The following is a 17,053-nucleotide window of genomic DNA, read 5'->3' on the forward strand; positions in this document are numbered from 1 at the left end:
CGGCGGCCGGATCGTCTTCGAGGGCACCCCCGCCGACCTCGTCGCCACCCGCTCCACCCTCACCGGCGAGCACCTCGCGGCCTACGTCCGCACCTGACCCAGGCCCTCACGGACACCGTAAGACGCGTTCTCTCATCCGTTTCGACGGCTGTCGACGTCGTCGACGGGATGGCCGGCTTGCCGGTGAACTTGCTGCTCGACCACGGCCAGCAGTTCGTCCGCAAGGCTTTGAACGGGCCCTTGACCGGAGGAACCGCGGTCCTTTGATCCTGCTGACGAGTTACCAGACCCCGCTGTACCGATACGACAACGCCGAGCACCTCGATGCCTGGCTGGCGTCGACCGAGCGGCAGGAAGTTCTCGCTGAAGGCGAGAAGTTCAACGATTTCAAACTGAGCAAGATCGACAACTCGTTCGGCAGTTGGTTCGCCTTCGAAGAGAACGGCAAGGAAGCGCCGCCACCCTCGGAAACCAAAACCTCCATCGCGGTCTGGGTTGGCTTGTACCCGACCGTTGTGCTGCTGACGCTCGCCCTGTCGCCGCTGCAGATGCCGCTCTGGCTCGGGCTGCTCGTGGGCAACCTGCTTTCGAGCTTCGTCATGAGCTTCCTCACGATGCCCTACTACGTGAACCGTTTGCTCAAGCGGTGGTTGCGGCCGTCACCGGACGAACCGGCGGCGAAGACCAACCTCGTCGGCCTCGGCATCGTCGCCGCGGTGACCGTGTTCTGGGGCGTTGTCTTCTACGTCGTTACAACCCAGATCTGGACGCTGCCCTGACCTGGAAGACTGATGAAGATGTTGGGTTCCGGCCTCGCCGCGCCTGCGACGGGGCCGGACTCGTTGTCGTGGTTCAAGCGAGCAGCCGAGTATGCCGCCGCAGGTCTTGGCCTCGGCGGTCATGTTGCAGTCGCTGCACAGACTGTCGGACTTCGAGACGGTCCAGGAGTTGCGTCGGCTGCGGCCCGCGGTGCTGGTCGCAGATACCGGCTACGGCGCGAACGCCCCGATTCGACCCCGCTGGTGCGGGCCGGAGCAGAACACCGCTCCGACCGGGGCCGGAGCGGTGAGGCAGACGAGACCGAGCTGTACGCCGGGTTCTGTCTCCGCCGGACCTCGCGGCCCGGTGGGAGGCGGCCATCCATCTAGGGCCGGCGTTGCCGCCGGTCTCGTGCGGTCTACCCGCGGACTCGGGCGAGCAGCCCTCGATCGTCCGCGCAGGGCCTTCTTCCGACGGCCCCTCTTGACCTTGCTCCAGGTGGGGTTTACCGAGCCGTCCGAGTCACCTCGGACGCTGGTGGTCTCTTACACCACCGTTTCACCCTTACCGAGGGCCGAAGCCCCCGGCGGTCTGTTTTCTGTGGCACTGTCCCGCGGGTCACCCCGGGTGGGCGTTACCCACCACCTTGCTCTGTGGAGCCCGGACGTTCCTCGGCGGGATCCGAAGATCCCGACGCGGCCGCCCGCTCGGCTCGTCTGCCGTGATGACCATGCTACCCGCCGGTTTGGGCGTGCTCGTACGAACCGGCAGTCCGAGCGCGGAAGAGAAACGGGCGGAGAACTCGACGGCCGTGGCGTACCACCGGGCGCAGGCCGTAGTCAGGGAGACAGGCCGGGCCATGGGGACAGGCCGGGGGTCATGGGGACAGACCGTGGGCCATTAGGCTGCGGCGCGGGCTCGCGCCCCCGTCCCGTCTTGCGAAGGAGATCCACCGTGCTCGTGCTGTTGCCGCCGTCCGAAGGAAAGAAGGAGATCCACCGTGCTCGTGCTGTTGCCGCCGTCCGAAGGAAAGGCCGTCGGCGGTTCCGGGGCGCCGCTGAGGCCTGAAGGACTGTCGCTGCAGGGGCTGGGCCCGGCGCGGGCCACCGTGCTCGAGGAGCTGGTCTCGCTGTGCACGGCCGATGAGGAGAAGGCGCGGACCGTACTCGGGCTGAGCGAGGGGCTTCGCGGCGAGGTGGCCAAGAACGCGGCGCTCCGGACCGCGGCAGCCCGGCCCGCCGGGGAGATCTACACCGGCGTGCTGTACGACGCCCTGGACCTCGCCTCCCTCGACGCCGCCGGACGCAAGCGGGCCCAGCGCACGCTGCTGGTCTTCTCAGGGCTGTGGGGTGCCGTTCGGATCGGCGACCGGATTCCCTCGTACCGCTGCTCGATGGCGGTGAAGCTGCCCGCGCTGGGCGCCCTCGGGGCGTACTGGCGTACGCCGATGGCTGAGGTCATGCCCGAGGCCGCCGGCGACCGGCTCGTACTGGATCTGCGGTCCTCGGCGTACGCGACCGCATGGAGGCCGAAGGGCGAGGTCGCCGGGCGTACGGCGACGGTGCGCGTGCTGCACTCGCAGATCGTGAACGGGGTGGAGAAGCGGTCGGTGGTCAGCCACTTCAACAAGGCCACGAAAGGACGGCTGGTCCGCGACCTGCTGGTGGCGGGCGCCGAGCCGAAGGGGCCGGCGGAGCTGGTGGAACTGCTGCGAGAGCTCGGGTACGCGGTGGAGGCGGAGGCCCCCGCGAAGGCCGGTAAGGCGTGGCAGCTCGATGTGGTGGTCAGCGAGATTCACTGACAGTCGCGGGGGCTCGGGGCAGGGGCTCGGGGCAGGGGCTCGGGGCAGCTATCGCTGATGTCGCACGCTGCCGCCGGACTTGCCGGTGTTGCGCTCCGCCGCTGCGGTCGCTGTGCGTCGCGCTGTCGTGTTGCGCTGTCGTGTTGCGCCGCTGCGCTGTCGTTGCTATCGCCGCTATCTCCACACTGACATGACGAGGTTGCGCATGATGCAACACTCGTTGCGCATCGCGCTGCCTGCAAGCAGGATGACCCGCATGACGTTCTCCGTGCTCGGCCTCGCTCCCGTCATCCCCATCGTGGTCCTGGACGACGCCGCCGACGCCGTACCTCTCGCCCGCGCGCTGGTGGCAGGCGGACTGCCCGCGATCGAGGTCACCCTGCGGACGCCCGCCGCCCCGGCCGCGATCCGGGCGATCGCCGACGAGGTGCCGGGCGCCGTCGTCGGCGCGGGCACGGTGATCTCCCCCGAGGATGTCGGCACAGCACTCACCGCCGGTTCCCGCTTTCTGGTCAGCCCCGGCTGTACGGACCGGCTGCTCGACGCGATGCAGGCGTCGGGAGTGCCGTTCCTGCCGGGGGTCTCGACCACCTCCGAGGTCGTCGCCCTGCTGGAGCGCGGGATCACGGAGATGAAGTTCTTCCCTGCGGAGGCGGCCGGTGGGACGGCGTATGTGAAGTCGCTCTCCTCACCGCTCCCCCGGGCCCGCTTCTGCCCGACCGGCGGGATCAGCGCGGACTCGGCGCAGTCCTACCTGGCCCTGCCGAATGTCGGCTGCGTCGGCGGTACGTGGATGCTGCGGCCGGACGCGCTGCGGGCCAAGGACTGGGCCCGGGTCGAGCGACTGGCCCGCGAGGCCGCTTCGCTGGAACCCGGTCGCCGCCTGAGCCCTGAGCCCTGAGCGCCACAGCGCCTGAGCCCTGACGCCTGACGCGCACGGCAGTCCGGCAGACCCCGCCCCGAGCCGGCACCGAGCCGTCGTCAGCCGGTGCTCACCGCAGGTGGCTCGTATCGTTCAGCAGCCTCAACGACGCGTTGCCGTCCGCGTAGTACGCCACAGCGGAGATCGACGCCGCCGAGAGTTCCATCCGGAACAGGGATTCCGGCGGCGCGCCCAGGGCCAGTCGGACGAGCGTCTTGATCGGCGTGACATGGGTGACCAGCAGCACCGTACGGCCCGCGTAGCGCGCGAGGAGCTTGTCGCGGGAGAGCGCGACCCGGCGGGCCACCTGCGTGAAGCTCTCCCCACCGCCTGTCGGCACGGCCTTCGTCGAGGCCAACCAGGCGTCCAGGTCGGCCGGATAGCGGTCCCGTACCTCGGCGAACGTCAGTCCCTCCCACGCCCCGAAATCGGCCTCCCGCAGCCCTTCGTCGATGCGGACCTCGAGTCCGAGCCGCGCGGCCACCGCGTCCGCCGTCTCACGGCAGCGGCGCAGCGGCGAGCTGACGATCGCCTGGATCGTGCCGCGGGCGGCGAGTGCCGCGGCGATCTGTTCGGCCTGGCGGCGGCCCGCGGGCGAGAGCTCCGGGTCGGAACCGCCGCTGCCGGAGAAGCGCTTCTGCGGGGTGAGCGCGGTCTCCCCGTGGCGGAGCAGTACGAAGGTGGTGGGCGCGCCCAGATCCGCGGAGGCGCCCCAGCCGGGGGCGGCTTTCTCCTCAGCGAGCGGCTCTGGGGCGAAAGCGGGACTGTCCGGTGCCAAGGACGGACTGTCCGGTGCCGCGGAAACGGAACTGTCCAGTGCCGCGGAAGCGGGGCTGTCCAGTGCCGCCGTCGACCGCGACGCCTGCCACTTCTCGCCCCGCTTGCCCGCGTCCATCGCCTCGTTCGCGAGCCGGTCCGCGTGCTTGTTCTTCTCGCGCGGGATCCACTCGTACGTGACCTGGTCCGGCGGGAGGATCGTCTTCGCCTCGGCAGCCAGAGGGCGCATGTCCGGGTGCTTGATCTTCCAGCGGCCGCTCATCTGCTCGACGACGAGTTTGGAGTCCATCCGGACCCGGACCGTGGCCTCGGGGTCGAGGGCGTGGGCGGCCCGCAGGCCGGCGATCAGGCCGCGGTACTCGGCGACATTGTTCGTCGCCGTCCCGATGTGCTCCGCGACCTCGGCGAGCGGTTCACCCGTCGTCGCGTCGAGGACGACGGCGCCGTAGCCCGCGGGCCCCGGGTTACCCCGGGAGCCGCCGTCCGCCTCCACGATGAAGCGTCGACTCATCGGGCTTACAGCCCCGACTCGGGCGTACGGACCAGAATGCGGCGGCAGTTCTCGCACCGCAGGACCTCGTCCGGCGCCGCCGCCCGCACCTCGTTGACCTCGGTGATATTGAGCTCCAGACGGCAGCCCTCGCAGCGCCGCTGGAAGAGCCGGGCCGCTCCCACGCCGCCCTGCTGCGAGCGCAGCTTCTCGTAGAGCTTGAGCAGGTCGGCCGGGACGGAGGCGGCCAGGACCTCGCGCTCCTTGGTGGCCCTCGCGATCTCCGCGTCGATCTCCACCTGGGCCGCGTCCCGCCGCGCCACCGCGTCGGAGACCTTGGCCTGTACGGACTCCACCCGCCCGGTCAGCTCACGGGCCCGGTCCTGGGCCGACTCGCGGCGCTCCATCACCTCGAGGACGACGTCCTCCAGGGCGCCCTGCCGCTTGGCGAGGGAGGCGATCTCGTGCTGGAGGTTCTCCAGGTCCTTCGGTGAGGTCACCGCTCCGGAGTCGAGTCGCTGCTGGTCGCGGGCGGCGCGCTGGCGCACCTGGTCCACGTCCTGCTCCGCCTTCGTCTGCTCACGGGCGGTGTCGCTCTCCTCGGTCTGGGCGGCGACCAGCAGGTCGCGCAGCTGCACGAGGTCGGCGTTCTGGGTGTCGATCTCCGTGTGCTCCGGGAGGCTCCTGCGCTTGTGCGCGAGCTGCGAGAGGCGGAGGTCGAGGCCCTGGACGTCGAGCAGTCGGATCTGGTCGGCGGGCGCGGCGTTCAGCTTGGGGCTCCTGGGGTGTGGGTGTGGGCGGCGTCCGGAGGGGCGCTCGAAGCGCTCGTCGGAAGGGCGGCGACGGTGGGGTTCCCCATGCCGGAGGCGAGGGGAGGGTGGGACGCGTGGGCGGTCCAGGGGTCGGTGACCGTACGGGAGATGTGGGTGCGGAGGTTCCAGCCGTTCCGGTCGGAGATTTCGTCGAGTTGGGCGGCGGCCTGCTCGATCCAGGGCCACTCGGTGGCCCAGTGTGCCGCGTCCAGCAGCGCGGGCCCGCCCTCGGGCGACGCCGCAGCCTGCTGCTGTGCCTCGGACGCCGGGTGGTGGCGGAGATCGGCTGTCAGGTAGACGTCCACGCCCGCCCGCCGTACGTCCTCGAACAGGCTGTCGCCGGAGCCGCCGCAGACCGCGACCGTACGGACCGTACGGGCCGGGTCACCCGCGATACGGATACCCTGCGCGGTCGCGGGCAGCCTGGCGGCGGCCCGCTCGGCGAACGCCTCCAGAGTCAGCGGCTCGTCGAGCTCGCAGATCCGTCCGAGGCCGCGGCGGCCGCCGGGGTCGGTCGGGTCCGGCACGAGCGGGCCGGTGACACGCAGGTCCAGGGCACCGGCGAGGGCGTCGGAGACACCGGGGTCGGCGCGGTCCGCGTTGGTGTGCGCGACATGCAGACCGATGTCGTTCTTGATGAGCAGGTGCACGACGCGGCCCTTGAAGGTGGACGCCGCGACCGTCGTCGTACCGCGCAGATAGAGCGGATGGTGGGTGACGAGCAGGTCGGCGCCGAGCTGCACGGCCTCCTCGGCGACCTCCTGGACAGGGTCGACGGCGAACAGGACGCGGGTGACATCGGCGTCCGGGTCCCCGCAGACAGTGCCGACAGCGTCCCACTCCTCGGCCCGCTCCGGCGGCCAGAGGGCGTCGAGGGCGGCGATGACTTCAGACAGAGCGGGCACGGGTCAGAGGTTACCTCCCAGCCGTGCCCGGCAGCACTGCCGCTCCTTCGCCAGGTGACTTCGCCGGGTGACTCCCCCGCTTGTCTCCCCGTCCCCCTCCCTACTTCACAAGACGGGACGGATGGAGAACACGGTCGGCGCGATCTTGGAGAGCTCGTCACTTTGAGCGGCTCCGTCGCAGGAGGCACAACCGGCCCCGGCCCCTCAGTTGAATCGCCGCACAGCCACCCGTCTGTGTGAAGCAGCTGCCGCTGTCGTTGTCCGGCTCGACATGCGAAATTACCTTCGGTCGGCGGAGGTGACCCCCGATGACGGCCTGTGCCATCGAGACCGCCGCGGACTGCGGCACCGTGAGACCGGCAGCGCTGACGATCGCGGCGGACGGTTCGTACGCTGCGCGGCTCGCGGCGGGTGCGGAGACCGGGAACTGGTTCCCGGAGCGCTGGACGCTGGAAGGCCCGGAGCCGTACGCCGTACCGCTGCCCGGCAACCAGCCCGAGGAGCCGGACAGCCAACTGCTGCCGCTCGCCGACGGGCGCGTGCTGATCCGGCGCCGCGTGGCCGACCGGTACGGCCTCGCGCTGCTCTACCCGACCGGTCGCGGCACCGGTGAACTGCCGCTCGGCGAGGTCGAGTGCGAGCGGCTGACGCTGCTGCCGCCCTCGCCCGACGGCTCCACCGCGTACGCCCTCGTGCCCGGCCCCCGTACCACCGCCCTGTGGCTGGTGCACGGGGGCGCCTTCGGCCCGGAGCGGGTCGCCGAGCTGACCGGCCGGTGCACGGGCGGTGCCTGGCTGGACCGTACGGGCCGGATACTGGCCCTCGACCAGGAGGTGGACGGGCTGGTGAAAGCCGTCACCGTGGACCTGGAGCGGGGCGGCGAGACGAGCCCGCTGCTGCAGATCACCGAGAAGAGCAACGACCGTCTGCTGATGGCCGATCCGGACAGCGGGCTGCTGCTCGTACGTTCCGACGCGGCCGGTCACGACCGGCTGGGCTGGGGCGTGCTCGGCGGTACCCGGCCCATCCGCTTCCCGGAGGCGCTGCGGCTCGCGGACGCGGCGGTGACGCCCTTCGCCATTCAGCCGGGGCAGGTGCTGATGCCGGAGAGCTGTGCGGTGGCGCTGCGGATCGACGGGGCGGCCGGCAGCTGGGTGGGCGTATGGCATCCGTCGGGGCGGCAGTTGAGGCAGCTCGCAGCACCGGAAGGCTGGCTGGCGGGGGCGGGGCTGTGGACACGCGAGGGCGAGTTGCGGCTGCCGTACGCGACGGCGGAGGTGCCGTGCGGGCTGGCACGGATGACACCGCCCGAGCCCCGGCCGGGGGCAGCGGCAGTCCCCGTTCCGGGAGTGGGAGCAGGAGCAGGAGCGGGAGGAGCGAGGCCGGGCTCTGCGTCGGAACGCGAGCCGGGGGCTGGGCGCCCGGCGGAAGCGGCGCCTGCGCGGGAACCCGGACCGGGGGCGGGCAGTCGGGAGGAGTCAACGCCTGGGCCTGCGCAAGCACCCGGACGGGCTGTGGGAAGCCGGGCGGACGCTGCGCCGCTTGCGCCGGAACGCGAACCCGGAGCCGGGGCGGAAGCAGGTCCTGCGCCGGAACGCCAACAGGGGGCGGGCGCCCCGGCCGAGTCGGGGCCCGTGCCTGCGCGGGAACGCCAACCGGGTGTGTGGACCCGGGCGGAGCCTGCGCCGGAACGCGAGCCGGGAGCCAGCGCGGAAGCAGGTCCTGCGCCGGAACGAGAACCGGGGGTGGCGACCGGGGCCGAAGCGGGGCCTGCGCGTGTGTCTGCACCCAGGTTCGTACGTGTGTCGGCGCGGGGACCCGTACAGCTGCCTGCGCCGCGTCCGGTGCGGGCGCCGGCGCGGGGACCCGTGCAGGTATCCGCGCAGGGGCCCGTGCGGGTGCCTGCTCGGCGGCCGCTACAGATGCCACCGGAGCCCGTGCGGGTGCCCGCGCCAGGCCCTGCGCCGGGCCCTGCGCCGGGCCCCGTGCCGGGCCCCGCGCCGAAGGCGAGGTCGGGGGCGAGGTCGGGGTCGGGGGCGCGACGTGCGCCCGTATCGGCGCCGGAGGCTTCGCCCGGAAGGGGGCGCGGAACTGCGCCGGAGGTGTGGCCCGCTCCGTTCGAAGGACGCGCCGTGGCCCTGACGACCACGGCGTGGACCGCCCCGGAGTCGGACACGGCCGCCGCCGCTGCTCCGGCCGACAGCAACCAGCCCGACGACAGCTCGCCCGAAATGCACCAGCCCGACGGGTATTCGGCAGGCAAGGACCCGTCCGGCACCCTGCCCCTGCGGCCCGTCCCCTTGCAGCAGGCGCCTATGGCCGGAAACCAGTAACCGCACGCCCCGCCGACCGCACGAACCCGGTAGCTGCACGATCATCATCCTGGTTAGACTGAGGCGGGGGCTACGCAACCGTACCGGTCGGGCACCGACCGGTACTCAACGGTCACTCGTGGAGAGCCGGTTGGTGCTGGTGCGCGTTGCAATGACCCCATGCGCACAGCAGAGAGCGATTCGACGGGGTGGATTCCCAGATGTCCGAGACACGGACCGACACGAACCAGGCGCGCCCACAGGGAGCTGCTGCCCAGGCCTCAGCGAGCGCGGGCAGGCACCGGGGCCCGGCCGCGTCCGAGGACGCCCAGTCCTCGGCCCACGGCCGTCACCGCAGGCCGGCTCAGGACCAGGGGTCCTGAGCCGGAGCAGCGCTGAAATGGCCGGGGCCGGAAGCGAGATCGAGATCACGAGCTTCCGGCCCCGGCCTTTTCCGTACCGGTACGGGTACGGGTACGGGTACGGGTACGGATATGAATACGGGTGCGGTGGCCGGCACCGCCCAGGCCTTCCGGCGCCGATCTCGCGGCGCCGCTTCCCGACGCCGACGGTCAACCCCGTTTGAGGCCGAGGATTTCCGCCGCCGCGAAGGTCTCGTCCGGTCGGCGTTCCGCGTAGTACGGAGTCAGCAGCTCGTCCAGTTCACCGTGGCTGAAGACCTCCTTCGCCGTGTCGAACTTGGCTGCCACCCTGGGGCGTTCGACGATCGCGACCATCCCGCCGTGCACGACGAACACCTGGCCGTTGACCTTCGCGGCGGACGGTGAGGCGAGATAGCCGACGAGCGGCGAGACGTGCTCGGGGGCGAGCGCGTCGATTCCGCCGTCCCCCGGCACTTCGCCCGCTCCCGTTGCCGGAATGCCCGCGAAGACGTCCGCGGTCATCCGCGTCCGGGCACGGGGGCAGATGGCGTTGGCCGTCACTCCGTACTTGCTCAAGCCGAGCGCCGTCGAGGTGGTCAGCCCGACGATCCCGCCCTTGGCGGCCGCGTAGTTGGGCTGGCCCGCCGACCCGGCGAGGAACGCCTCAGAGGAGGTGTTGACGATCCGCCCGTAGACCGGTCCGCCCGCCGCCTTGGACCGTTCACGCCAGTACGCGGCCGCGAAGTGCGTGGTGTTGAAGTGGCCCTTCAGATGGACGCGGATCACCGAGTCCCACTCGTCCTCGGTCATCGAGAACACCATCCGGTCGCGCAGAATGCCCGCGTTGTTGACCAGGATGTCGAGCGATCCGTAGGTGTCGACGGCCAGTCGGACCAGCGCGCGGGCCTGTTCAAAGTCGGCGACGTCGCCGAGGTGGGCCACGGCCTGGCCGCCCGCGGCCCGGATCTCCGCGACGACCTCCTCGGCGGGCGCGGCCGATGCCTCGCCCGATCCGTCCCGCCCCGGCTGTCCGAAGTCGTTGACCACGACATCGGCTCCCAGCCGTGCCAGTTCGAGCGCCTCTGCGCGGCCGAGACCGCGCCCCGCGCCGGTGACGATCGCAGCCCTGCCCGAGAGCGGCAGCCCCTGCCCAGCCATGACCCGCTCCCTCAGATCTCGACGCAGGTGCGCAGCGCCTCGCCGGTGCGCATCTGATCGAGCGCGTCGTTGATCTCGGCGAGCTGGATCCGGTGCGTGATGAGCCCTTCGAGGTCGATACGGCCCGCCCGCCACAGGGCAATGGCCCGCTCGTACGACCGGAGCACGTCGCCGCCCCCGTACAGCGACGGCAGGATCCGTTTTTCGTCGAAGAACAGCTCGAACATATTGACGTGGAAGAGGTCGTCCATGGCGCCCGCGCCGACGACGCAGAGGGTGCCCCCGCGGCGCGTGGTCTCGTACGCCGTGCGGGCGGTGGCGGACTTGCCGACGACCTCGAAGACGTAGTCGAAGCCCTCGCCGCCGGTGATACGGGCTTTGGCGTCGGCCAGTTCCTCCGGCGACACGGCCTCCGTGGCGCCGAACCGCAGCGCGGCCTCGCGGCGTGCCGCGACCGGGTCGACGGCGACGATCTGCGCCGCTCCGGACGCCCGCGCGCCCTGGATGGTGCTGATGCCGACGCCGCCGCAGCCGAGCACGGCGACGGAAGAACCGGCCTCCACCTCGGCGGTGTTGAGCGCGGCGCCGAGCCCGGTGGTGACCCCGCAGCCGATGAGGGCCGCGATGTCGTACGGGACGTCGTCCGGGATCGGCACGGCGGCCCCGGCGCCGACGACGACCTCCTCGGCGAACGTACCGGTGCCGGCGAAGCCGAATACGTCCTCGGGACTGCCGCCGGGGCGCTTGAAGTTGGGGGTGCCGGCGTTCAGGAAGCCGGCCAGGCAGAGGTGGCCCTGGCCGCGCTTGCAGGACGGGCACGCGCCGCAGGCGGGCAGCCAGCAGACCAAAACGCGGTCGCCCTGCTGGACGCTCGTGACCCCGTCACCGACGTCGATGACCTCGCCCGCACCCTCGTGGCCGGGGACGAAGGGGGCCGGCTGGGGCAGCACGCCGTTCATCGCGGACACATCGGAGTGGCACAGCCCGGTGGCCCGGATACGCAGCTTGACCTTCCCCGGGCCGAACCCCACCGTCTCGACGTCGTCGAGGACGTCGAGCTTGTCCTGGCCTATCTCGTGCAGTACGGCTGCGCGCACGGTGTGCTCCCTTCCGTTCCTGTTGAGGCGTTGCCGAGTTCTCCTGTCGAGGCGCTGCCGATGCCTCCTGCTGATGCGTCTGGTGCGTTGCCGACGTCGCCTGTCGAGTCCTGTCGCCTGTCGAGTCCTGTCGCGGCGCTGCTGACCGGCTTCGGGTCAGGAGTGTTCGACCACGGTGTCGGCGAGGACCGGCGCGTCGTCCCGGTCCACAGCGGTCACCGACACCTGGATGCGCTGCTCCTCCTGCCACATCCGGATGCGCAGCGTCTCGCCCGGATAGACGACCCCGGCGAAGCGGGTCGTGTACGCGCGGACGCGGGACACGTCGCCGTCCAGCGCCGTGTCCACGACGGCCTTGAGCGTGATGCCGTACGAGCACAGGCCGTGCAGGATCGGCCTGTCGAAGCCGGCGAGCTTGGCGAACTCCGGGTCGGCGTGCAGCGGGTTCCAGTCGCCGGAGAGCCGGTAGAGCAGCGCCTGATCCTCGCGGATGGGGCGCTGGACGGTCCGGTCCGGCTCGCGGTCCGGGAGCTCGAGGCGGTCGGAGGGGCCGCGCTCACCGCCGAAACCGCCCTCGCCGCGTACAAAGATCTTCGTGTCGCTGGTCCACAGCGGCCCGTCCTCGTCGGCCGCGGCAGAGCGCAGCACGATGACGGCGGCCTTCCCCTTGTCGTAAACGGCCGCGATCCGGGAGGTCTGGACGGCGGTGCCGTTCACCGGGATGGGCCGGTGCAGTTCGATGTGCTGGCCGCCATGCAGGACGGCGGCGAGGTCGACGTCGATGCCGGGCGAGGAGAGCCCGCCGGCCGCGGCAAGGGCGCCTCCGGCGACGGTCGCGAAGCTGGGCAGGACGTGCAGTCCGTTCTCCAGGGTGTAGCGGAGCTCGTCGGGGTCGGTGGCCGGGCTGTGCTTGTCGGGATCCGAACCCGCCCCGACGCCGAGGTGGTAGAGCTGGATGTCCTTGTGGTTCCAGGCGAGGTCCGTCTTGCTGGGCTCGGCCGAGAGGGCCTGTCCGACGTCGATGGGCATCGGGGTGCTGCTCCTTCGCCACGGTGGGTGCGGTGCGGTACGGGAGACCCCGGCACGGCCGTCCGCACCGTCGGCCGCACCGGGGTCGTATCCGGTCGGCCGGAAGGCGCGCCGGCGCCGTTCGGCGACCTCGTGCCCGTTGAGTGCCTGTTGCGCATGTCCCGCCTGCCTGCCTCGGGGGCAGACCGGCGCTCCTTGCGAAACGGGCCCTAGAACGCGTTCTAGCCGATGGCACCCATATATAACGCACCCCTCATCCGTTGGGAAGAGTGCTGACGGTGCGTCAGGTTTGGGTGTCGTGACCTTTGTGCGTGTACGGCATGGCCCGGTGCGGCGGACACAAGCGGGAGGCCGTCGCCACCGCTGTCGCTGCCCCGCCGCCGTGGTCGCCGTCCGCTGCCGCCGCCGCTGTCTCTGCCACTGCTGCTGCCGGCGCCGCTGTCTCTGCCGCTACCCCCGCCGCCGCTGCCGCTGCCGTGGTCGCTGCCGCCAGGTGCTCAGGTCCGCAGATACGACGCGCCATTGAGGTCGAGTACCGCCCCCGAGCTCCACTGTGCCTGGGGCGACGCGAGCCACAGCACCGCCGCCGCGATCTCGTCGGTACCGGCGACACGTCCGAACGGGCTCTGTGCGCGGATCTCCTCGCCCTCCGGGCCGGTCAGCCGGTGGGCCACCCGGTCGGTCTCGATGAAGCCCGGCGCGACGGAAGCGACGGTGATGCCGTACCGGGCGAGGGCGACGGCCAGGGACTGGCCCAGGGCGTGCACTCCGGCCTTCGTGGCGGCGTACGCGGGGTGGTCGGGCTCACCGCGGAAGGCGCCGCGCGAGCCGACGTTGACGATACGGCCGCCCGTGCGCTGGGCGATCATCCGTTGGGCGGCGGCATGGCTCACGTTCGCCGTGCCCACCAGATTGACGGCCGCGTGCCGCTGCCAGAGGGCCGACCACTCGGCGAAGGGGGTGGCGGCCGGCGGGTGCGGGATCATGATGGCGGCATTGTTGACCAGCACGTCGATACCGCTGAGCGCGCCCGCCGCCGCTTCCACGAACAACGCCGCCTGCTCCGGGTCGGCCAGGTCGCCGCTCACCAGCGCGTGCCCCGTACCCGGAAGGCCCGCGACGGTGGCCTCGGCCTTGTCGCGGCTGGCGCCGTAATGCACGGCGACATGATCGCCATTGGCGGCGAAGGCATGGGCCACGGCGCGCCCCAGCCCGCGCGCGGCGCCGGTGACCAGGACGCGGCGGCCGCTCTCCGGGAAGTCGGGGACAACGGGCTCCGGCTCCGGCTCGGGCTCCATCAGGTCCGGCTCGGGGAGTGGGGCGGCGACGGCTCCCGCCGGGGCGGTTTCCGGTGTGCTTTCCGAGGCGGGCGATGCCATGGCGCGCATTCCTCTCCTTGCGAGGGTTCCGGGCTCTTCCAGCCTATGAGCCCGCCGGGCCCGCGTCCGTACGGCGCCCCACCCGCAACCCGCCGCGACCGATCCGGCAGCATGGGCGACCGGAGCCGCACCCATGAGGCAGCACGCATGCGGCCGCATCCATGAGGCCGCAGGTGAGGCAGCACGCATGAGGTCACACGCATGAGGCCGCACCCGTGAGGCCGACGACGGCCGTACGAGCCGCCGGACCGCGAGACCAGGAGGAAGCCCCCGATGACGCAGGCGAGCATCAAGCCCCACCCCGACGTACTCGCGGCGTTCGAAGCGGCCAAGGGCTTCATGCCGGCCGACGAGGGGCTCGCGCTCTACGCCGCGGCCACCGAGGCGGCCCTGCTCGGCCTCCCGCTCCTCGAGGTCGGTACGTACTGCGGCCGCTCCACCATCCTCATCGCCGCAGCCGCCCGCGAGGCGGGCACCGTCGCCGTCACCGTCGACCACCACCGCGGATCCGAGGAGCAGCAGCCGGGGTGGGAGTACCACGACAGGGACGTCGTGGACCCCGAGGTCGGCCGGATGGACACCCTGCCCACCTTCCGCCGCACCCTCCACCGCGCGGGCCTGGAGGAACACGTGGTCGCGGTCGTCGGCAGGTCCCCGCAGGCCGCCGCCCTCTGGGGCAAGCGGCTCGGGCTCGTCTTCATCGACGGCGGCCACACCGACGAGCACGCCGCCGCCGACTACGAGGGCTGGGCCCCGCACGTCGCGCCCGACGGCCTCCTCCTCATCCACGATGTGTTCGCGGACCCGGCCGACGGCGGCCAGGCGCCGTACCGCATCTACCGCCGCGCGCTGGAGTCCGGCGCGTTCACCGAAGTCTCCGCGACCCGCTCCCTCCATGTCCTGCGGCGTACCGCCCCGGGCATCTGAGCGGCCCCGCTAGCATCGGCAACGTGTCGAACGGCTGCCCTCCCCCCACTCCGCGCCGCCCCAGCGGCCGCGCCCTCCTCATCGCTTTTGCCGCACTCATCCCGATTTGCTTCTCCGGATGGCTGATCTGGCAGGCGATCGGCGGGACGGAGGACGAGAGCGCGAAGGCGCCGTCGCCGCTGCCGGCGGGCCAGTCCTCGAGCCGTTCGCCGGACGGGAAGACCGGACAGCCGGAGAACCCCGGCGCGCCCGGTGGCTCCGAATCCTCCGATCACGGAGACGGGAAACCGGACGGCAAGGGCGACGGAGGAAACAGCGGAGACGGGGACGGCGGCAGCGGCACCCATCACCGCAGCGGCCCTCTCTCCGGCAAGGTCGTCGTGGTCGACCCGGGGCACAACCCCGGCAACCGCGATCACACCAGCGAGATCGCCCGCCAGGTGGACATCGGAACGAACCGCAAGGAGTGCGACACCACCGGCACGTCGACCAACGACGGCTACACCGAGGCCGCTTTCACCCTCGACGTCTCGCGGCGCCTCCGCACCCTGCTCGAAAAGGAGGGAGCGACGGTGAAGTTCACCCAGGACGACGACCGCCCCTACGGCCCGTGCATCGACGAGCGCGCGCGGATCGGGAACAAGGCGAAGGCCGATGCCGTCGTCTCCATCCACGCGGACGGTTCGGCGTCCGGCAACCAGGGCTTCCATGTCATCCTCCCCTCGAAGGTGAAGGGGGGCGCCGCCGACACCGCAGAGATCGTCGGCCCGTCCCGGGAGCTCGGCGAGCGGATCGCCGGGAACTTCGTCCGCGAGACGGGCAGCGAGCCCTCCAACTACATCGGCGACAGCACCGGCTTGGACGTCCGCTCCGACCTCGGCGGGCTCAACCTCTCAACCGTCCCCAAGGTGTTCATCGAGTGCGGCAACATGCGGGACCGGGAGGACGCCGACCGGTTGACGAACGGGAAGTGGCGGCAGCGCGCGGCCCAGGGGCTCGCGGACGGCATTCAGAGCTTCCTAAAGGGGTAGAAACCACCCGCTCAGCGGGAATTCGACGGGGAATCGTCGGGAAGCACGGAAATCGGAGAGCTCCGCGACCCGGCACGTACCCCCAAGGACCGACCGATAGATTCATCCGTACGATGGGGGGCCACCCCCGCGCCCATGCCTTCCGCGTACCGGCGACAGCGACACCGACGAGACCGACTAAGGACTTTACGTGAACATCCGCTCCCTCACTCGAGGCGACGGCGTGGTGATCGGAGCAGCGGTGTTGCTGTTCATCGCCTCGTTCCTCGACTACTACTCAGTGGACTGCAGCGGCGCCGCCTGCGACAGCCTCGAACTGCCGAACGCGTGGGAGATCGACAAGCTGTTCCTGGTCCTGCCGACGATCATTTTGACCGGCCTGATCAGCGCAGCACTGATCGCCACGGCGCGTTTCCAGCCCGAAGGGCGCAAGATCAACGGCATTTCACTGGACCAGTGGGGCACCGGGCTTGCGGTGACCTCCGTCTGGGCCGCCCTGTGGGGCCTGATCGTGGTGCCCGAAAACGCGAGCCTCGGCATCGGCTCCATCCTCGCGCTGCTCGCCACTCTCGCCCTGACCGCTGGCGCGATCCTGCCCGAACGCGTGCCCGCCCTGAAGGCCCCGCTGATGGGCGCCCCGCGCCCGCAGGCTCCGTCCCCCTACGGCGCGGGCCCGAACCCGGGCTACGGCTACCCGGGCCAGCAGGGCGCCCCGTCCCCGTACGGTGCGCCGCAGCCCGGTCACCAGGGCTACGGCAACCCCGGTGGTCAGCAGCCCTACGGCGGCGGCCAGCAGCCGGGGCAGCCCGGTCCCGCAGCCGGTCCGCAGGGCGGCCAGCCCGGCCCCGCCGGTGGCGGCGACTTCGCGCCCTTCTGGTTCGCGGTGCCCATCGCGCGGCCGCTGTACTCCGAGGACGGTTCGCCGTCGCCGATCGCCGAGTTGGCTCCCGGCACGTGGTACCTGGCGGTCGAGCAGCGCGGCCCGGCGCTCATTGCGCAGACCCAGGACGGCCGCCGCGGCGTCCTCCAGGACACCACCGGCATCCAGCGCGGCTGAACCCCGGGCCCGTCCGGCCTCGCGCCTGATCGCGCGGCGCCTGATCTCGCGCCTGATGGGCCCAGCAGTACCGCACGGCCTCCCGCCCCTCGTGGGCGGGAGGCCGTTGTCTTTCCTCCGGTTCCGGGCCCTTGGGGGCGTTGTCCGGTCGGCGCCGTGACCGTAGAGTCCCCGTACGGACAGCAAACTGACAGGACGTCAGGTCACTCACCAG

At 71.6% G+C, this 17,053-nt stretch carries 13 protein-coding genes, 1 other RNA gene and 1 pseudogene; 7 read left to right on the forward strand and 8 right to left on the reverse strand.

Annotation, left to right across the window (positions count from 1 at the left end):
* Window positions 1–263 precede the first annotated feature (263 nt).
* Window positions 264–779, forward strand: coding sequence for a hypothetical protein (locus ABZW18_RS11450; RefSeq protein WP_356185409.1), 516 nt, complete (start codon window positions 264–266; stop codon window positions 777–779).
* A gap of 292 nt (window positions 780–1,071) precedes the next feature.
* On the opposite strand, the gene rnpB is transcribed toward ABZW18_RS11450, so the two are convergent.
* An RNA gene (rnpB, locus tag ABZW18_RS11455) (RNase P RNA component class A) lies at window positions 1,072–1,474 on the reverse strand.
* A 285-nt stretch (window positions 1,475–1,759) separates the two neighbouring features.
* On the opposite strand from rnpB, the gene yaaA reads away from it, so the two are divergent.
* Window positions 1,760–2,560, forward strand: coding sequence for a peroxide stress protein YaaA (gene yaaA / locus ABZW18_RS11460; RefSeq protein WP_356185411.1), 801 nt, complete (start codon window positions 1,760–1,762; stop codon window positions 2,558–2,560).
* 256 nt (window positions 2,561–2,816) lie between these two features.
* Complete coding sequence (gene eda / locus ABZW18_RS11465; protein ID WP_356185414.1) at window positions 2,817–3,461, forward strand: bifunctional 4-hydroxy-2-oxoglutarate aldolase/2-dehydro-3-deoxy-phosphogluconate aldolase; 645 nt, start codon at window positions 2,817–2,819, stop codon at window positions 3,459–3,461.
* Between the two features lie 91 nt (window positions 3,462–3,552).
* Here eda and ABZW18_RS11470 read toward each other — a convergent pair whose 3' ends face one another.
* The 3 genes from ABZW18_RS11470 to ABZW18_RS11480 are packed head-to-tail and all read right to left on the reverse strand — an operon-like array spanning window position 3,553 to window position 6,466.
* The gene (locus ABZW18_RS11470; protein WP_356185417.1) at window positions 3,553–4,770 is read right to left on the reverse strand and encodes a bifunctional RNase H/acid phosphatase; all 1,218 of its coding nucleotides are present in this window, start codon (window positions 4,768–4,770) and stop codon (window positions 3,553–3,555) included.
* Between the two features lie 5 nt (window positions 4,771–4,775).
* Window positions 4,776–5,519 carry a C4-type zinc ribbon domain-containing protein gene (locus tag ABZW18_RS11475; protein WP_356185617.1) on the reverse strand — a complete coding sequence of 248 codons (744 nt, stop codon included), beginning with the start codon at window positions 5,517–5,519 and terminating at the stop codon, window positions 4,776–4,778.
* The gene (locus ABZW18_RS11480) at window positions 5,516–6,466 is read right to left on the reverse strand and encodes a Nif3-like dinuclear metal center hexameric protein (RefSeq protein ID WP_356185420.1); all 951 of its coding nucleotides are present in this window, start codon (window positions 6,464–6,466) and stop codon (window positions 5,516–5,518) included. The genes ABZW18_RS11475 and ABZW18_RS11480 overlap by 4 nt, the downstream gene beginning before the upstream one ends.
* Before the next feature lie 308 nt (window positions 6,467–6,774).
* Here ABZW18_RS11480 and ABZW18_RS11485 point away from each other — a divergent pair.
* Window positions 6,775–7,782 (forward strand): annotated as a pseudogene (locus ABZW18_RS11485) (hypothetical protein); the annotation flags it as partial.
* A gap of 1,568 nt (window positions 7,783–9,350) precedes the next feature.
* Here ABZW18_RS11485 and ABZW18_RS11490 read toward each other — a convergent pair.
* The 4 genes from ABZW18_RS11490 to ABZW18_RS11505 form a co-directional block, all read right to left on the reverse strand.
* Window positions 9,351–10,319, reverse strand: coding sequence for a 3-oxoacyl-ACP reductase (locus ABZW18_RS11490; protein WP_356185423.1), 969 nt, complete (start codon window positions 10,317–10,319; stop codon window positions 9,351–9,353).
* Between the two features lie 11 nt (window positions 10,320–10,330).
* A complete protein-coding gene (locus tag ABZW18_RS11495; RefSeq protein ID WP_356185425.1) occupies window positions 10,331–11,416 on the reverse strand; it encodes a Zn-dependent alcohol dehydrogenase in 1,086 nt (361 codons plus the stop codon).
* A 156-nt stretch (window positions 11,417–11,572) separates the two neighbouring features.
* Window positions 11,573–12,445 carry a MaoC/PaaZ C-terminal domain-containing protein gene (locus ABZW18_RS11500; RefSeq protein WP_356185427.1) on the reverse strand — a complete coding sequence of 291 codons (873 nt, stop codon included), beginning with the start codon at window positions 12,443–12,445 and terminating at the stop codon, window positions 11,573–11,575.
* 497 nt (window positions 12,446–12,942) lie between these two features.
* Window positions 12,943–13,743 carry an SDR family oxidoreductase gene (locus ABZW18_RS11505; protein WP_356185620.1) on the reverse strand — a complete coding sequence of 267 codons (801 nt, stop codon included), beginning with the start codon at window positions 13,741–13,743 and terminating at the stop codon, window positions 12,943–12,945.
* Between the two features lie 354 nt (window positions 13,744–14,097).
* Between ABZW18_RS11505 and ABZW18_RS11510 the strand changes: the two genes are divergently transcribed.
* The 3 genes from ABZW18_RS11510 (at window position 14,098) to ABZW18_RS11520 (ending at window position 16,839) form a co-directional block, all read left to right on the forward strand.
* A complete protein-coding gene (locus tag ABZW18_RS11510; RefSeq protein ID WP_356185429.1) occupies window positions 14,098–14,751 on the forward strand; it encodes a class I SAM-dependent methyltransferase in 654 nt (217 codons plus the stop codon).
* A gap of 23 nt (window positions 14,752–14,774) precedes the next feature.
* Window positions 14,775–15,782: an N-acetylmuramoyl-L-alanine amidase gene (locus ABZW18_RS11515; RefSeq protein ID WP_356185432.1), complete on the forward strand. Its 1,008-nt coding sequence runs from the start codon at window positions 14,775–14,777 to the stop codon at window positions 15,780–15,782.
* A gap of 190 nt (window positions 15,783–15,972) precedes the next feature.
* Window positions 15,973–16,839, forward strand: coding sequence for a hypothetical protein (locus ABZW18_RS11520; RefSeq protein ID WP_356185435.1), 867 nt, complete (start codon window positions 15,973–15,975; stop codon window positions 16,837–16,839).
* Window positions 16,840–17,053: the final 214 nt, after the last annotated feature.

Origin of the sequence: Streptomyces sp. NPDC004647 (assembly GCF_040609575.1) — a bacterium.
GTDB lineage: Bacteria > Actinomycetota > Actinomycetes > Streptomycetales > Streptomycetaceae > Streptomyces.